The sequence below is a fragment of the Prevotella bivia DSM 20514 genome (assembly GCF_000262545.1).
GTDB lineage: Bacteria > Bacteroidota > Bacteroidia > Bacteroidales > Bacteroidaceae > Prevotella > Prevotella bivia.
In genome coordinates, this window is the sequence record NZ_JH660660.1 from 1666337 (window position 1) to 1683680 (window position 17344).

The window sequence follows — 17344 nt, forward strand, 5'->3', positions numbered from 1 at the left end:
AAGATAATTAGCGTAGCTTAAATTTTTAGCATAAGTGGGTAAAAATATATATGGTTCTTGTTTTTTTCATAGTATTGTAATCTATTCGTAATAAATGAGTTGCTTGTATTTACCCGTTGGCGGAATTAAGCCAGTGCATACTTGACTCTTCCAATGGGTCTATTATTAATGTGATTTAAATATTGCATTGCGGTAAAGGCACTGATTTTACCGATAATTCTTGTAAACAATCCTACTGTTTCCTTTGCATAGTTGCGGCAAATCATAAATTGGTCGCACATCTGCGAGAAGTCTGTTTCAATCCTTTTTCTCGCCTTCGCAAAAGGGATAAAAGTAGGTTTCCAATTCTTTTGATTGTGCCGATAAGGAACTTCCAATCTGATATTTGCGGTTTCAAATAAGTCCAGTTGCGCCGTTGCACTGATGTAGCCTCTATCTCCAAAAATGCAACAGTCATGATATTCATATTTTACGTCTTGTAAATAACGAATATCGTGGACATTAGCCTTTGTTAGGTCAAAAGAATGTATCACGCCACTTAATCCACAGACAGCGTGCAACTTATAACCATAGTAGTATGCGCCTTGCGATGCACAGTAACCATATGTAGGGGCTGTTCTGTATTCATCTTTGCCCATCTTACAACGCTTGGAGCGGGATAGTCTGCACACCTCGATTGGCTTGGAGTCAATACAGAAGTAGTCCTCTGTACCATCTATTTCCAGTGCCATACGTTTTCTTATGGTATCACACAGATTGCTGGTTAGTTTCCTACGGTCATTGTATTGGCGGCGTGAGATAAGGTTCGGCATTTCCTTTCCATACTCTTTCAACTTAGCAAACAACAGGCATTCGCTATCAATGCCCATTGCCTCGCTTACTATGGAAAGCGATACTATTTCAAGGTCGCTAAATCTCGGAACGACGCCTGGGCATGGAATATTACCTTGCTCATTTACTAAATCTTTTGAGAATAGCTTGCATATATCAAGGATTTTTACGAAATTTGTATATAAGTTGTGCATACTGATTTTATAACTTAATGTATTGAGCAATACTAAGTTACAAATAAATTCTTGTATGTACAACTTTTCTTTCTTTTCCAAAGTGCGATTTCTCGCCACGAGCATATACAAATTTCGTTGTCACTCATTGGATAAGATATAGCTGCACTCGACAAATTGAAAGTAAACTTTCTTTGTTCTCGCTTGCAATATCTTTTGTATGCTTCGTCTGGCTTAACGAAATCGTTGGATTTCATCCTTCCTTTTCTCGCCATGGCATAACTCGAGCAAGCTCGGTTCTGCTCATTTGGCTTAACGAAAACGTTCATATAAATTTATCTATTATTTTAATTCCGCCAACGGGTTATTCCTTATGAAGTTGCTCCCCAGCAGAGCTTCACTACGCTTCAAACTGCAAACCAAAGGTACAATATGTAAGTTGCTTCAACGAAGAAACATCGGAAAAATCATCCTGCAATTTGAGCTATAGGATACATACTTCTCAAAATCATCCTGCAAAATGAGCTATACGCCAAATTTTCTTCGTAGCATCAATAACAAACAGATAGGAGGGGGCTATCGGGGAAAAAGCTCTGCCATACCCGCACACAAGTATTTGCCGCCTACTTTTTTGGAGGGTGAAATGGCTATAACAAACTAGCTAATTATGATTTGTTAAGCTTTCGCAATTGTTAAAACGAACAAATATTGCACGCTTTTTTATGGGTGTTTTTTGCATTGCCTATAAAAAATCGTTTTTTCTAAATATTTTTATTTGTTTATAATTCGTTGTGTAGCAAATAGTTGCGTGTATAGCGTTGGCGATGAAATAAAAAATATATTTCCGAATACTTGCAATCGCTTTTTCGATATGTTATCTTTGCAATGTGATCAGAAACAATATGATTACCACAATAAAAAAGATACTATTTTATAAAACAAGAACAGCGTATGAATACACCTGAACAATTATCAGAACACTTCTCTTTAAGCGAGATGTTGCAATCGGGCGTTGCGGTGAGATTTGGAATAGACAACTTACCCGAAGATGTGGCTAGCGCAAATATCAGTGCAAGCGATGTAAAGAAAAATTTACGTTTTCTCTGTCGCACTGTATTAGAACCCTTGCGGCAGCGAGTGGGCAGGGTGCTTATAACGAGTGGTTATCGCACCGAAGCGCTCAATAAGCTTGTGAAGGGCGTGGCAAACTCGCAGCACCTCTTTGGTGAGGCTGCCGATATTTATGTGTCGGATGCTCACCAGTGTCAGAAGTATGCTAAGATTATAACGGAGCTAACCGATTTTGATCAGCTTATTTTAGAACCCATTCACTCGAAGGAGAAACACTGGCTGCATGTGAGCATTTCACGACGGCATAAGAACCGCCACCAGATAATAGGGTTGTGAGTAATAATATAAATATATAAAAACGTAAATATAAAAACACATTATTATTTATATTCAACAATAAAAAGCACTTATGACGGTATTTGTGAGATTGTACAATTGGTTTTTATGGCTGCGGCGAGCTGTGAGGTATGCTTATATCTAGCATAGGCAGCGGATCGACAAAACTATGAAAAACACACAAAGATTTATTTTTTTACCAACGTTTTCGTTAAGCCAAATGAGCAGAACCGAGCTTGCTCGAGTTATGCCATGGCGAGAAAACGAAGGATGAAATCCAACGTTTTCGTTAAGCCAAATGAGCAGAACCGAGCTTGCTCGAGTTATGCCATGGCGAGAAAACGAAGGATGAAATCCAAACATTTTTAACCGCTCCCTGCACTGCTGCAGCAGGGTAGGGGGCAGCGCAACTAACATTTTTATTTTTTTCTTTAATTTTTAAAAGCTAGTCCTCGCGAAAGACTGGAGCATCGTGTTCCAGAGAGGCAATTATTTAACACTATGATTAACTTTAAGATGTATCAAGACAACCGTAAGAACAGTAAGAAGAAGGGCTATTGGTACGCTCGCGTTTGTAATCAAGGCATAGCCGATATTAAGTATTTGGCAGGTCGCATTAGCAACACTTGCACCGTAACCGAGAGCGATATTTTGGCAGTGATCAGTGCGTTGGTAACCGAGATGGGCTATGCGCTGAAAGACGGTAAGCGTGTGGTGTTGAGCGGTTTGGGATCGTTTAAGGCTGGTTTCCGCTCAAAGGGTGTGGAAAAGTTGAAGGATTTCAACCCTGTGGCCCACATCTACAATCCTCACATCAACTTCTTGCCACAAACAGCACGCGGTGATGGCAAGAACCGTTATAAGACGATGCTCTTAGGGTGGAGGGTGTCAGAGCTTACCGATTACCAGTCGGGTAATAAGGAGGGAGGAGCTACTAAGCCTTCTACTGGTGGTGGCACCGATCCACAGGTGTAAGCTAGGCACACAACAAAAAAAAGATCTTCTCGGCTAGCGATGTCAGTAAGACTGTGCTGGCAGGGAAGATCCCTTTTTAACCTCCGATCGGTCATCAGACCGCAAATATCGAAGAACGCTAATGACCAGTCTGGGTTAAAAGCGACAAATTAAGGACTTTTGGTTTAGCCGCTTAATGGTGATTATTTATTTTTTTCTGTTAGAGATACTTATTTTTTTAACCTTTTAATATTATATATATATCAACTATGAAAAAAGAAACTTGGAAAACAATTTTGCAAATCGCTATCTCTATTCTCACAGCCTTAGCCACAACGCTGGGAATAGCATCGTGTAGGTAGTGGAGAGAGAGGAGAGAGGAGAGAGTTGAGAGTTTAGATTTGAGAGTTGAGAGTTGAGAGTTGAGAGTTGAGAGAGTGGAGAGAGAGTTAAGAGAGTTAAGAGAGTGGAGAGTGGAGAGTGGAGAGATGCCCGTCCTAGTATTCCTAGTAATTCTAGTACTCCTAGAAAAACTCTCAACTCGCTAAGGGGACGGGCATCTCTCAACCCTCATCTCTCAAATCTCAACTCTCCACTCTCCACTCTCAAAACTCACTTAGATTGGCACATCTTTTGTTTATATCTTTCAAGATACAAATATTAAACAAAGATGAAACTATCTGCAATACTAATCGCGTTGCCCCTTGTCATAGGCACAGCCTCATGCAAGCAGCAACCCAAGCAATCGGCAGAGAAGGTTGCTAGCACAGAGACAAAAACAAGTAATAACAACAATTCAGGAAAGGAAAAAAAGATGGAAGTACAGGAAATGACAGCTCAGATGTTTAAAGAAAAGGTGATGAACTACGAGAAGAACCCTAACACATGGGTATTCGAAGGTGATAAACCCGTACTCATCGACTTCTATGCCACATGGTGCGGACCTTGCAAAGCTACAGCACCTATCGTAGAAGAACTTGCTAATGAATATGCTGGCAAACTAGATGTATATAAGGTAGATGTAGATAAGCAGGAGGAGCTAGCAGCACTCTTCGGTATCCGCTCTATCCCTACTTTCCTCTTCGTACCAAAGAATGGTAAACCTACTCTTCAGTCGGGTGCGATGAGCAAGCCACAGTTCGAGGAAATCTTAAAGACCAACATCTAGATAACTACCACGCCAAGTCGTCTAGCGTTACGCCTTTTCGGAGATGATTGATGTCAGTCCAGTTCCAAATACCATGCACGCGAGCATGCTTCGACGACTGCCAAATGTCATAATGGGTATCGAGCATAGACGGTTCGAGCGAATAGTTGGCAATGAAGAGGCGATAGTGGTTGAACTCAGGATATAAATAGAGATGATAATATGCCTCATTGGTGTAAATCATCGGCGATTTTCCTAATCGTTCCTTTATCAAGCGGATAAACTTGGCAAGATTTTTCTGAATGATAGGTCGATCCCATCCCTCAGTGCCATCCTTTTCGATGTCGACAACAGGTAAGAGATCTTGGTCGTCAGGAGTGATGGTGCCGAGGAAGTTGTCTACCTGCCGTTCCATCGATGTGCGGCGCGTGAGAAAATGATACGATCCCACCTTAAATCCTCGTTTTCGTGCTTCGCGCACATTCTCTTTATAAAACGGATCTACGATATTGCTACCTTCGGTGGCTTTGATATAAACAAATTTCAGACTCGTATTGTTTTCCACCTCGTCCCAATGTATTTTGCCTTGATGGCGCGATATGTCGATGCCGTCAAAACCTTCGGCATAATCGCCCTCTGTAAGATCTCTGAAGGGCCACTCCTTGCTCACGGTGTCTGTGCTACGATGTCGCCAAGGCTTGAGATCTATCAGCAGGATTGTTCCCAACACCACTATCCAAAACCCGATAATGGTAATGATGCGCCATACGTTTTTGCTACCTTTTGCTGGCTTCGATTTTCTTTTCATTCTCCCACTCCTTCAGTTGTTCTCGCCAGTCGATTGCCTCACCGCTCTCAATGGCTGCTTGTTCGCGGAGCTGCTCATCGCGCGCTTTGTCGCGTGCTCGCTTCTCTTTCATTGCTGCGATAGTGGCATCGTCGAGGATCTCGATGGCACCACGCTCAATGGCTTTAGAGAGTTCTTGTTCGCCGAAAGCCTTCCCAGGTTCGTTGAAATCGGAGATATTAAATTCAAACGTTGTGCGGAGATCGTGGCGGATGCGTTTCTGTTTGGCACGATTGGCAGCATTTTTCAATCGTAGAAGTTTACCAATTTTTATTATTTCGTCATTCGAAAATTTGTTTCTTCCCATATTGCTGATATTTCCTGCAAAGTTACGAATAATAGATAAGATATGGCATAGCTTACACAAGCTTCATTATTTAATTTCTGTTTAATGCCCTTTTATAAATATGCGCATTTGCTTTATACTGTGCAATAATGAATGATTGTTGGCGCAAACAGTAGTTTTATAAACTGTCAAAGAAAGCGGATAATTTATAATACAAACTAGTGTTTGCGTAAAAAATAACGTTTAACAGTAAGTTTTTATGAAAATTCTTTGCGTAGATTAAAAAAATATATAAATTTGCAAACGTAAGTAATGGAAGCATAATTTGCATAACTGTGTAAACCTTACGCTCTAAAAAGTGAATATAACGTTGGATTTCATCCTTCATTTTCTCGCCATGGCACAACTCGAGCAAGCTCGGTTCTGCTCATTTGGCTTAACGAAAACGTTCTGAATGAAGTTACAATCATTACCTAAAGCGCAACCATGACGGACGCCTTTTACAAAATAAGGATAGCTTTGTTAGCGGTGGTATAACCATCATTATCAGCAAGCTTTTTTAGGACAAGATACAAACAATACTATATATAATATCATAAATTACTGTTTATTAAAAAAGATCCTATGGAGAAAAGACTATCTTTACTATTGGTCTCATTGTTCCTTTTTATAGGAACGGCACTAGCCCAGACCAAGATTACAGGTACAGTGCTTTCACAAGATGACGGACTGCCAGTTATTGGTGCTTCTGTCATAGTGCAAGGTACGAAAACAGGTACACAAACCGACATTGATGGTAAGTTTACCCTTGATGTCCCAGCTGGTAAAAAGCTTATCATTAGCTATATTGGTATGCAGTCGCAGACGGTTATGGCTAAAGACGGTATGCAAGTGAAACTTATTGGCGATCAGACTAACCTACAAGAAGTGGTTGTAACAGGTTTGCAGAAGATGGACAAGCGCCTCTTCACTGGTGCAACGACAAAAATTTCTGGTGAAAAATCTAAACTCGATGGTGTCGCTGACGTTAGCCGTTCGCTCGAAGGACGTGTGGCTGGTGTGAGTGTTCAGAACGTTTCGGGTACTTTCGGTACAGCACCTAAGATCCGTGTGCGTGGTGCTACCTCTATCTATGGTAGTTCTAAGCCTTTGTGGGTTGTAGACGGTGTGATTATGGAAGACGTTACCGAAGTAGATGCCGATCGTTTGTCGTCTGGTGATGCAGCTACCTTGATCTCTTCTGCTATCGCAGGTTTGAATGCCGACGACATTGAGAGTTTCCAAGTATTGAAGGACGGTTCGGCTACCTCTATCTATGGTGCGCGTGCTATGGGTGGTGTGATCGTTGTAACGACCAAGAAGGGTAAGGCAGGTACTACTCGTGTAAACTATACGGGCGAGTTTACCATGCGTCTTCGTCCTAGCTATAGCAACTTCAACATTATGAACTCTCAGGAGCAGATGTCTGTATATCGCGAAATGGAGAAAGCTGGTCTTTTCAGCTTTAGCCGCACTTTCCGTGCTTCTTCAAGCGGTATCTATGGTAAGATGTATCAGCTTATGAACACTTACGACCCTGCTACAGGTGGCTTTAAGCTTGCTAACACCCTAGAGGCACAAGCAGCATATCTTAGCACTGCTGAATATCGTAACACCAACTGGTTTAAGGAGTTGTTCAGCACAGCTATCTCGGCTAACCACTCTGTAAGCCTTTCTACTGGTAACGACAAGGCACAGCTATATACCTCTTTTAGCTTTATGGACGATCCGGGCTGGACAGAGGCTTCTAAGGTAAAGCGTTACACCGCAAGTGTAAATGGTTTGGTAAACCTTTCTAAGAAAGTATCTTTAAACTTGATTTCTAATGCCGCTTATCGTAAGCAGAGAGCTCCGGGTACAACCAGTCAAAGTGTGGATGCTGTTACGGGTACGGTAAGTCGCGACTTCGATATTAACCCTTATTCATACGCTATAAATAGCTCTCGCACGTTGGATCCTAACGAGTATTACACACGTAATTTCTCACCTTTCAACATTCACAACGAGCTTTCTAACAACTTTATCGACTTTGATGTTATCGACCTCAAGCTTCAGGCAGAGTTGAAATATAAGCCAGTGCGCACAGTAGAGATGTCGCTTCTTGGTGCTTACAAGGTTTCTTCTACCACACAGGCGTCTCAGATCCGTGAAAACTCTAACATGGCAATGGCTTTCCGTGCTATGGACGATGCTACGATCCGCGACCGCAACCCTTGGTTGTACACTGATCCTGACAAACCTAATACCTTGCCAATGTCTGTACTTCCTGAAGGCGGTTTCTATCGTGAAACGAAGTATAAGATGAACTCTTGGGACGTTCGTGCTACTGTTAGCTACAACGATGTTTTCAACGATCAGCACATCTTAAACCTCTTCGGTGGTATGGAAATCAACAATACCAACCGTACACGTAGCTACTTCAATGGTGTTGGTATGCAATATGATATGGGCTTCTTAGGCGCATATAATTATAACTATTTTAAGCAGGCTTCTGAGCAAAATGATGTTTACTATTATCTAAGTAATGGTTACAATCGTGAAGCATCATTCTTCGGTACAGCTACTTACTCTTGGAAGGGTCGTTACACCATTAACGGTACGATGCGTTACGAGGGTAGCAACCGCTTGGGTAAGGCTACATCAGCACGTTGGTTGCCTACATGGAACGTTTCTGGTGCATGGAACGCACACGAAGAACCTTGGTTCCAAAAAACATTTAAGGAGGCACTTACACACGCTACTTTGAAGGCTTCTTACTCGCTAACAGGTGATAAGCCTGCTGTTACCAATGCAAATGTAATTATTCAGAGTATGAACCCATGGCGTCCATTCGCTAATGATAAGGAGTCGGCTTTGGAAGTTTGGGACTTTGCTAACCCTAACCTTACTTATGAGAAGAAGCATGAGTTTAACATAGGTCTTGATCTTGGTTTCTTAAAAAACCGTTTGAACGTTACCTTCGATATGTATTGGCGTAACAACTACGACTTGATAGGTCCAAAGATTACAAACGGTACATCTGGTACAATCACTAGGTATATGAACATTGCTTCAATGAAGTCGAATGGTGAGGAACTTTCTATCTCTTCTAAGAACATTGTAGGCAAAAACTTCAAGTGGAATACCGACTTTGTGTTCTCTCACGTAAAGACAAAAGTAACCGATCTTGATAGCCGTGCCAACATTATGAAGATGATTTCTGGCTCTGGTTTCACAATGGCAGGTTACCCTTACCGCTCACTCTTCTCTATGGACTTCCAAGGCTTGAACAAGCAAGGTTTGCCTATGTTTATCAATGAGAATGGCGAAAAAACGGTTGGCGATATTAACTTCCAGTCGACTGATGTTTCTCACCTAGTATATGAAGGTCCTATCGACCCAACCATCACTGGTTCGCTCGGTAATACTTTCTCTTGGAAGAACTGGCACTTAAACATCTTTGCTACCTACGCCTTTGGTAACAAGGTGCGTCTCGATCCTTCATTCTCTTCTTACTACTCTGACCTAGACGCTATGCCTAAGGAGTTTAAGAACCGATGGACAGAGGCTGGCGACGAGGCTTACACTACTATTCCTGCTATTGCCGATTTACGCTCAATGCAGAACAATGCCCGTCTAGGTTATGCTTACAATGCTTATAACCTATCTACAGCACGTGTAGCAAAGGGCGACTTCATTCGTATGAAAGAAATTTCTTTGTCTTACGATTTCCCACGTGCATGGACAAAGGCGTTGATGTTAAATACTGCAAGTTTGAAGCTTCAGGCTACTAACTTATTCTTGATCTATTCAGACGCTAAGTTGAACGGACAAGATCCTGAATTCTTTAATGTAGGTGGTGTGGCTGTGCCTATGGCTCGTCAGTTTACCCTTACAGTACGCCTTGGATTATAATCTTCCTAAAACTCATAAAGTATGAAAATTAGAAAACTAACAACAATATGTTTGTTTGCATTAGGAACAATGGCACTGACCACCTCATGCAACGACTACCTAGACACGCTTCCAGATGATCGTGCCGAGCTAAACAGTGTAGACAAGATAAAATCGGTGCTCACAACAGGTATTAGCAATAAGTTGCCTAATATGTTGATGTATATGAGTTCTGACGATGTTACCGATAATGGTAAAGCATACGATTACATCCCTGCTATGCAGGATATGTATCTCTTTAAGGATGTCAACACTCGAGGCAATGATGATCCATATTTGGTATGGAATGGTACTTATTATTCAATAGGTGTTGCTAACCAAGCACTAGCAGCTCTCGACAAGCTAGGCGATAACGCAGAAACCAAGCCATTGCGCGCCGAGGCGTTATTAGAGCGTGCTTACGGTTTGTTCTCGCTATCGAACGCTTTCTGTATGGCATACGATGCTACTAAGGCGGATACTTACCTAGGGTTGCCTTATCCAAAGGTAGCCGATGAGGAAGTAGCTAGTCGAGGCTCTTTAAAGGAATTGTATGCTAATATTGATGCCGATATAGAGGCTGCTCTCCCTCTGATTGATGACGGCTATTTAGCTGTGCCTAAATACCACTTCAATCGTAAGGCTGCCTACGCTTTTGCTGCTCGCTTCAATCTCTATTATGGCAATTATGATAAGGCTATCAAGTATGCTACAGAAGCTATAGGAGTAAATCCAACGGCAAACTTACGCCAAATGGACAACTATAGGTTGCTAGCAGGTTTGAAGGATATTTGCAACAATTACATCAGCTCTAGCGAAAAGGCTAACCTTATGCTCCAAACAGCTTACTCGTTTATGGGACGTATTCAATACTATGACCGTTATTCACACAGCGGGAAAATCGCAACGTACGAAACGTTTTGGGCAGTAGCTCCTTGGGTAGAAGGAAAGAATCCTAACTCTAATAAGACTTGTCTTTACGAAGCAAAACGCTTGTATGGTGGTGCTTATAACGTGAATCTGCCTAAGATGCAGGAACTATTTGAAGTTACCGATAAGATTAACCAAACAGGTTTCCCACATATTGTAAACGTAGCTTTCTCTACCGACGAGACTTTGTTGGTACGTGCAGAGGCTGAAATCTTGAAAAAGGATTATGCTGCTGCTGTTCGCGATATGAACTATTGGATAGGCGCACACTGTGCTGTTTCTAATAAAGTGTTCGGAGGAGACGGAACGGCTAAGCGTCCTACTTTGACAGAGCAGGGTATCGTCGACTATATGAAGCAGCTTACCGAGGCGGTTGTTACACCGAAAACTGATCGTGAGCGTAGCATTAAGAAGGTGCTTCATCCACAAGGTTTCACCGTAGAAGCAGGTAAGCAAACAAGCTTCATACAGTTGCTTTTGCACATGCGTCGTATCGAAACTTGGAAGACAGGTTTGCGCTTTATGGACTTGAAGCGTTACGGTATTGAATATACTCACTTCTGTGATGGCGAAGATCCTATCGTCTTTAAGGCAGGTGATAAGCGTGGTGCGCTTCAGCTTCCTGAAGATGTATTGAAGGCTGGGTTAGAGGCTAACCCTAGATAAGACCAATTACTCACCTAATTTAAAGTAAGAAAAATATGAAATTTCCAAAGATAATATTACTCGCAGGTATGTTATCACTCACCTATGCTTGTAGTGATGAAAACCTTAGCGATACTTCTGTCGTCAAAATCGAAAATGAGGTAGCTGACGCAGAGTTCGATAAATGGCTACAGAAGAATTATGCCGATCCGTATAATATCAATTTCAATTATCGTTATGTCGACAAGTTGGTACACTCACCATTCAATGTTATTCCTGCCGATGTAGCTAAGTCAAGAGCATTGGCTGTCTTGATCAAGAAAGTATGGATGGATGCATACGAGGAAGTGGCAGGTAAAGACTTCCTAAAAAAGAAATGTTTCCGTGAGTTTCAACTTGTTGGTTCGCCACAGGTAAAGGAAAATGGCGAAATTACTTTAGGACAGGCTGAAGGTGGTATCATGGTAACCTTATTCCGTGTAAACGAGCTAGACCCTGCCCATATCTACATAAATCAGACCAATCATTACGAGCCTAAGTATAAGACGCCATTAGACTTAAATCATTGGTTTTTCCATACTATGCACCACGAGTTTATGCACATCTTGACGCAGACTAAGAATTACTCTACCGATTTCCAAACCATATCATCGGGTAAGTATCATGCTGCCGACTGGGTGAACTTAAAGGACGAAGATGCAGCTAAGGAAGGCTTTGTAACGGGTTATGCTAGTAAGGAGTATAACGAAGATATTGCCGAACTCTATTCTACTTACGTTACACTTACCGAAGATGCTTGGCAAGAAATCTTAGATCATGGTGTGATCGTAAAGACTGACGAAGCAGGCAACGTGCTTTATCAGCAAGATAAGAGAGGAAATTATATCTATGAGGAGGGTCCTGACGGAAACCCTGCTTATCTTACCGATAAGGATGGCTTCCTAGTTCCTGAAAAGGATGCTAATGGTAGCATCGTTTATCAGAAGGATCAGAAAGGCAACTATCTTTACTTTAAGAACGGTACTGAAAAAATTCCTATGTATGCAGGGCATGGTCCTTTATACTATGTCTATGAAGAGGGAAATATAATACCGCTTTATGCAGATGCTTCAGGTAAGCTTAAACTTGTAACTGAGGCTGTTGGCGACCCTATTTACGAAAAGAATGAAGCTGGGCAGACAGTTTATGATGATTCAGGTAAGCCTGTACCAGCTTATTACAAGATCCCAGTGTTTGAATATAAGAAGCTTCCTGTTGTCGATACTACTGGTAAGGATGCTATTTTAAAGAAGATGGCTATCATTCGCACTTACTTTAAGGATAGTTGGGGCTTAGACCTTGATAAGATACGCGAAGTGGTATTAAGGAAGTCGAAGGAGGCTGAGACAATGGATCTAACCAAGTTACCATAAACATATAGGAGATAAAAATATGAAAAAAATATATAGTTTAGCATTCGCACTCGTGGCTCTGCTCGCTATTACCTCTTGTAAGAACGAGATAGATGATGTGTTCGATCAACCATCGGCAGAGCGTATTAGCGCCGAATTACAAAAAACAAAAGAAGTACTCACATCGGCTAAAAATGGCTGGTGCTTAGAGTTCTTTGGTAAGAGAGATTTAGGTGGCTATAATATTCTGCTAAAGTTTGATGCAAACAATAATGTTACAGCAGCAAGCGAGCTGACCGAAGATGTCAATGAAACGGCTACTTCTCACTATGCTCTTACACAGAGTAAGGGAGCTATCCTTTCTTTCGATACCTACAATAGTATCTACCATAAGTTCGCTGCACCTGTACCTGATAATGATGGTATGATGGGCGAGGTGGAATACCGCATTATGCGCGTTACCAATGATAGCATTTTCCTCACAGGTAAGAAGCACGAAACACCAGTGGTTATGGTGCGTATGGACGAAAAGAAGTCGTGGGCTAATTACCTAACAGAGGTGCATGAGGTAGAGAAAGTTATGGTGAATAAGTGGAGTCTGTACACCAACGGTAAGGATGTACAGCGTGGTAGGGGTAATAATCACACCCTAACACTTGTCAATACTAAAGATGGTGCTCATTCGGAAGTTTTGATGCCTTACATCATTAAGCCTGACGGTATGCACTTCTACAAAACTTACAACATCAATGGTAAGGATCTCACAGGCTTTAGCTATCCTGCAACAACTGGAGGCAAATATACCGAGATGAAGGATAAGACTGTTACTTTAGAAGAGTTTATCTTGCCTTTGACCGAACAAATTACAGAAAACCAATGGTTTGTTGATCCTTCACTGTGCAAGGGGCTTCCTAAGCAATGCTTAAATCAGATGCCAAGAGTTATGCAAGGAGTTGAGGAAGTAATAGCTGCTGTATGGTTAGGAAAGGACAAAGATGGTGCTTTCGGTATAGGTTTTAAATCTTCTCGTTATATTGCCTATCTACACCTAAACTATCAAGCAGTAAGCGATACTGCGATCAAGTTCGCTTTTGCAGGTACTGGTGGTGGTGATGGTATGTGGTATTTTAAGCAAGGTTATGCTTTCTTGGCTTATGCTTTTGCAGGAACTCTTGATGGAAAATTGCAATTTGTAACCAAGGAATGGAACATCAGTGCGGACAATGTGAAGCGTCCTACGGTGTTGACACTTACCGATAAGGATAATTCAGCTAACGTTATTGTCTTAAAGGCTACTGCGGTAGAATATCCTTTTGGCGACTAAAAAATATGATTTGATAACATTTTAATATCCCAAGGGGGTGCATTTGCAATACTGCAAGTGTACCCCTTTTTTGTTATTCATTTGTAGGTATCAAAAATAATATTTATATTTGCAATGTTTAGATCAATTTTTATCCGTAACATATCTACAAAATGAAAAGATTAATGCTACTTGTGCTTAGCACCTTTATGGGCTTAGCAATACACGCACAGAGCGATGTGGTATCAATGAAAACAGCAGCGCAGATTTTCAAACAGAAGAACCCCGCCACCGCCAAAGAAGGTTTGGCAAAGCTAGGGTATGCTTATAAAGGCATCTCATCGGATAGCTATGGTAAGGATCATAACTATGTGAAGAATATGGATCTCACAGCCAGTTTCCTCCCTACAAAGTTTCAGCAAGGCAATTCATCGCTGATTATGCAGGCGGTCGATGGCTCCACGCTATATATCTATGTATTCAATCGTACTGTTCTGGCACAGTTGGAAGCACAGGTAAAGGCTATGGGCTACGATATGAGCAAGCCCGACAAATCGGGTACTGTAGTGTGCGTAAAAGATAACGAGCCTACCTTCACTTTCCTCTATCTTCAGCAGCCTTTGCCCTACTGCGTGCAAATTACGGAATAAATTCTCTTCGCGAATTGTTACCCACCCTAGTGTATTCCTAGTTCTTCTAGTTCTTCTAGTTCTTCTAGTTCTTCTAGTTCTTCTAGTTTTCCTAGTTCTCCTAGTTTTTCTAGTTCTTCTCAACTCTCAACTCTCAACCCTCAACTCTCAATCAACTATGCCTCGTCCCACTTACAAACGTACAGTATCTACTTGCGCCTTATCATTAGTTTTTGGTGCTATCCTCTTAGCTTATCTTATGGAAACCCGCGAAATGGCGCCCCCTCGTAAATATGTGGTCAATACCCAAGGCGACATTGTTGGTGTAGCTAAGCCAGAGAAGAAAGCTGATGTTACCGATGCCGACACGATGAAACTCAAGGAGCAGGTAGAGAAAAAAATAGAAAGCGCCAAGAAAGCGGAAGTTATGAAAAAGGAAGAAGAGGGGCTGCGTGCAGAGGATCTTATTGTGCCTAGTGTCCCCGATGAGGCTCCAGATGCTGTTGCGCCACACGTCGAAACTCCTAAAGCCTCCGACCTAGTCCCCAAGGCAGAGCTCAATGTGCCTAAGGTCGAGAAGGTGGAGTAACAAAAAAGGCAAGGAATAAAAACAACAATAATCATACACGCTACATTTTGAAAAAGAAATATTTAATACCTCTAATAGCACTTGTCGCTGGTTCTGTCTTTTTATCGGCATGCGGTGGCAACGACAAAAAAGCGAAAAAGAAAGAAGCTAAGAAAGTAGAAATAGCTATCGACACAGCTATGCAGTCGCGCCTCAAAGCCTTTGGCAACGCCCGTCGTCCTAAAGGCAATTTCGGCTTTTATGTGTACGATCTCACCGCCGATAAGCCCATCTATGGTGTCAACGAACGCGTGGCACAGTCGTCGGCCTCATGTATGAAGCTGCTTACGGCTGTGGCTGGTATGCGCCTCTTAGGTACTCGCTATTATTATCCCACCTCCTTTTATACCCACGGCAAACTCGTTGGCGATACCCTGCGTGGCGATATAGCCCTCAAGGCAGGATTCGACCCACAATTTAGTCCTGCCGATATAGCCAAACTTGTGAAGCATCTTCGACAGAAAGGCGTTAAGCATATTTCAGGCAAAGTATATTTAGACTTGCTCCTAAAAAATCCTGTTAAGAGCGAAGCCCATTGGTATCCATGGGATCTTGCTTTCTCTCGCTATGGCATTCTCTATAAAGGTGCTAACAGTGTGAAAAACGAAATGAAAAGAGCTCTCCGCGCACAAGGACTCAATGTAGCAGATAGCCAACTCATTTTTGCCCCAACTCCCAAACGTGCTCACCGCATTTATAGTTTCTATCGCTGCATAGATCTTGTAACCCAACGTATGTTTCAGCATAGCTCTAACACCCAAGCCACTGCTTTGCTTTATACTATCGGCTATCGGGTTAATCCGAAAGCAGAACCAACAGCGGCAGGTGTGAAATATCTCCGAAGTTTCTTGCGCGATACGTTGCAATTGCGCGACAAGTCGCTCGTTGTTCATGATGGTTGCGGGCTTTGTACCCATAATCAGCTCACTCCCGTAGCACTCACCACCTTCCTCCGTTATGCCTATCAGCACAAAGATATGTTTCAGCTTATGGAGCGTCAGTTGTCCCTCTCTGGCACCAATGGCACCCTTCGTCGGCAGCTCTATCAGCCTGGTCTGAAGGGAAAGATCCTTGGCAAGACAGGTACGCTTTCTCATCCTTACGGCATCAGTTCTTTAGCAGGCTACACACGTACTGCCGATGGTCATCTCATCGCCTTCTCCATTATGGACACCGATATGTCAGTTCTCGATGCCCACGTACTGCAAGAAAAGCTCTGTCGCGCAATTTTGAGAGTTGAGAGTTGAGAAGTGAGGGTTGAGAGTTGAGAGAGTTGAGAGGGTTGAGAGTTGAGAGTTGAGGGTTGAGAAGTGAGGGTTGAGAGGTGAGAGAGTTGAGAGGGTTGAGAGTTGAGGGTTGAGAGTTGAGAGTTGAGAATTTTATCCAATTGCAAATTGAAGATTATTTTTTCTAGGAGTACTAGGATAAACTAGTAGATCTAGGACGGGGATCTCTCCACTCTCCACTCTCCACTCTCCACTCTCACCTTTCCCTAACCCGTAACACGTTGTTCGGAATAACTTGTTCTGGTATTTCGCGTGAAGCGTAGCCCACTTCCAGCGTTTCACCCATATTATCCTCAAAATATTGCAGTTCTATTTCGTGAAATCCTGCTTCGAGTCCCACCTTGCCATCGGCACGTTTCGCACTGTGTCTGCCATCGTTGTTTACCACCTCTGTACCGTCAATCATCAGCCGTGAACCGTCGTCGCTGTAGGTGTAAAACTTATAAACGCCACGCGTCTCTATCTTTATATATGCTTTAAAGATATATGCAAAATGATCCTTTGCAGCGGCAGCAGCAATGTTAAAGTGGGGCAGTTTGCCTTTTTTCACCTGCTTCATACTAGCTATCTCCGCCGTTTTCTCACACTTTCCCTCATAATAAGTATAGCCCACGCCTTGCTCCTTTGGGCAGATCTTAATGGCAGGTAGGAAGGGTAGGGTAGCTTCGTCGTATGAGGTAATGAGTTTTGCCAAACAGGTGTCTCCTTCTAAAGAGTCGTTGTCTTGTGCTATTTTGAATATTCTGTTATGAAAACTCATCTGCTTTTGTGCAAAGACCAACGAGCAGACTAATGAAAGAGCTAATAATAATTTCTGCATATCTTTCTCTAAAATTAGCGTATTTGTTTTGTTGCAAAATTAATTTTATATTTTATTTCTCCCAAATATTATGTATTAAAATTTTATGTCATTTATCAGACGAAAACAAGAAATTG

At 42.1% G+C, this 17344-nt stretch carries 15 protein-coding genes; 11 read left to right on the forward strand and 4 right to left on the reverse strand.

Annotation, left to right across the window (positions count from 1 at the left end):
* Window positions 1-125: 125 nt before the first annotated feature.
* Window positions 126-1130 carry an IS982 family transposase gene (locus PREBIDRAFT_RS09480; protein WP_036875585.1) on the reverse strand — a complete coding sequence of 335 codons (1005 nt, stop codon included), beginning with the start codon at window positions 1128-1130 and terminating at the stop codon, window positions 126-128.
* 825 nt (window positions 1131-1955) lie between these two features.
* On the opposite strand from PREBIDRAFT_RS09480, the gene PREBIDRAFT_RS09485 reads away from it, so the two are divergent.
* From PREBIDRAFT_RS09485 to trxA, 4 genes are all read left to right on the forward strand, one after another.
* Window positions 1956-2411 (forward strand): D-Ala-D-Ala carboxypeptidase family metallohydrolase, encoded by a 456-nt coding sequence (locus PREBIDRAFT_RS09485; protein ID WP_004337974.1) that lies wholly within the window; start codon window positions 1956-1958, stop codon window positions 2409-2411.
* 501 nt (window positions 2412-2912) lie between these two features.
* A complete protein-coding gene (locus tag PREBIDRAFT_RS09490) occupies window positions 2913-3386 on the forward strand; it encodes an HU family DNA-binding protein (RefSeq protein ID WP_262497951.1) in 474 nt (157 codons plus the stop codon).
* A 248-nt stretch (window positions 3387-3634) separates the two neighbouring features.
* Window positions 3635-3727, forward strand: coding sequence for a smalltalk protein (locus PREBIDRAFT_RS11520; protein ID WP_152901017.1), 93 nt, complete (start codon window positions 3635-3637; stop codon window positions 3725-3727).
* 308 nt (window positions 3728-4035) lie between these two features.
* Window positions 4036-4533, forward strand: coding sequence for a thioredoxin (gene trxA / locus PREBIDRAFT_RS09495; protein ID WP_004337976.1), 498 nt, complete (start codon window positions 4036-4038; stop codon window positions 4531-4533).
* 4 nt (window positions 4534-4537) lie between these two features.
* Here the strand turns inward: trxA and PREBIDRAFT_RS09500 are convergent, their stop codons facing one another.
* Window positions 4538-5320: a glycoside hydrolase family 25 protein gene (locus PREBIDRAFT_RS09500; RefSeq protein ID WP_004337977.1), complete on the reverse strand. Its 783-nt coding sequence runs from the start codon at window positions 5318-5320 to the stop codon at window positions 4538-4540.
* Window positions 5289-5666 (reverse strand): hypothetical protein, encoded by a 378-nt coding sequence (locus PREBIDRAFT_RS09505; RefSeq protein ID WP_036875587.1) that lies wholly within the window; start codon window positions 5664-5666, stop codon window positions 5289-5291. The genes PREBIDRAFT_RS09500 and PREBIDRAFT_RS09505 overlap by 32 nt, the downstream gene beginning before the upstream one ends.
* 603 nt (window positions 5667-6269) lie before the next feature.
* Between PREBIDRAFT_RS09505 and PREBIDRAFT_RS09510 the strand changes: the two genes are divergently transcribed.
* The 7 genes from PREBIDRAFT_RS09510 (at window position 6270) to PREBIDRAFT_RS09540 (ending at window position 16369) form a co-directional block, all read left to right on the forward strand.
* A complete protein-coding gene (locus PREBIDRAFT_RS09510) occupies window positions 6270-9578 on the forward strand; it encodes a SusC/RagA family TonB-linked outer membrane protein (protein ID WP_004337979.1) in 3309 nt (1102 codons plus the stop codon).
* Between the two features lie 21 nt (window positions 9579-9599).
* Window positions 9600-11192 (forward strand): RagB/SusD family nutrient uptake outer membrane protein, encoded by a 1593-nt coding sequence (locus PREBIDRAFT_RS09515; RefSeq protein ID WP_004337980.1) that lies wholly within the window; start codon window positions 9600-9602, stop codon window positions 11190-11192.
* A gap of 35 nt (window positions 11193-11227) precedes the next feature.
* Window positions 11228-12583, forward strand: a complete 1356-nt coding sequence (locus PREBIDRAFT_RS09520) for a zinc-binding metallopeptidase (protein WP_004337981.1) — start codon at window positions 11228-11230, stop codon at window positions 12581-12583.
* Window positions 12584-12602: 19 nt separating this feature from the next.
* Window positions 12603-13886: a DUF4302 domain-containing protein gene (locus PREBIDRAFT_RS09525; protein ID WP_004337982.1), complete on the forward strand. Its 1284-nt coding sequence runs from the start codon at window positions 12603-12605 to the stop codon at window positions 13884-13886.
* 152 nt (window positions 13887-14038) lie between these two features.
* Window positions 14039-14515: a hypothetical protein gene (locus PREBIDRAFT_RS09530; protein WP_036875589.1), complete on the forward strand. Its 477-nt coding sequence runs from the start codon at window positions 14039-14041 to the stop codon at window positions 14513-14515.
* A 157-nt stretch (window positions 14516-14672) separates the two neighbouring features.
* Window positions 14673-15083: a hypothetical protein gene (locus tag PREBIDRAFT_RS09535; protein ID WP_004339800.1), complete on the forward strand. Its 411-nt coding sequence runs from the start codon at window positions 14673-14675 to the stop codon at window positions 15081-15083.
* 47 nt (window positions 15084-15130) lie between these two features.
* Entirely contained in the window at window positions 15131-16369 is a 1239-nt protein-coding gene (locus tag PREBIDRAFT_RS09540) for a D-alanyl-D-alanine carboxypeptidase/D-alanyl-D-alanine-endopeptidase (RefSeq protein ID WP_004337984.1), read from the forward strand.
* 235 nt (window positions 16370-16604) lie between these two features.
* Here PREBIDRAFT_RS09540 and PREBIDRAFT_RS09545 read toward each other — a convergent pair whose 3' ends face one another.
* Window positions 16605-17228 (reverse strand): PA14 domain-containing protein, encoded by a 624-nt coding sequence (locus tag PREBIDRAFT_RS09545; RefSeq protein WP_004337985.1) that lies wholly within the window; start codon window positions 17226-17228, stop codon window positions 16605-16607.
* Window positions 17229-17344 lie beyond the last annotated feature (116 nt).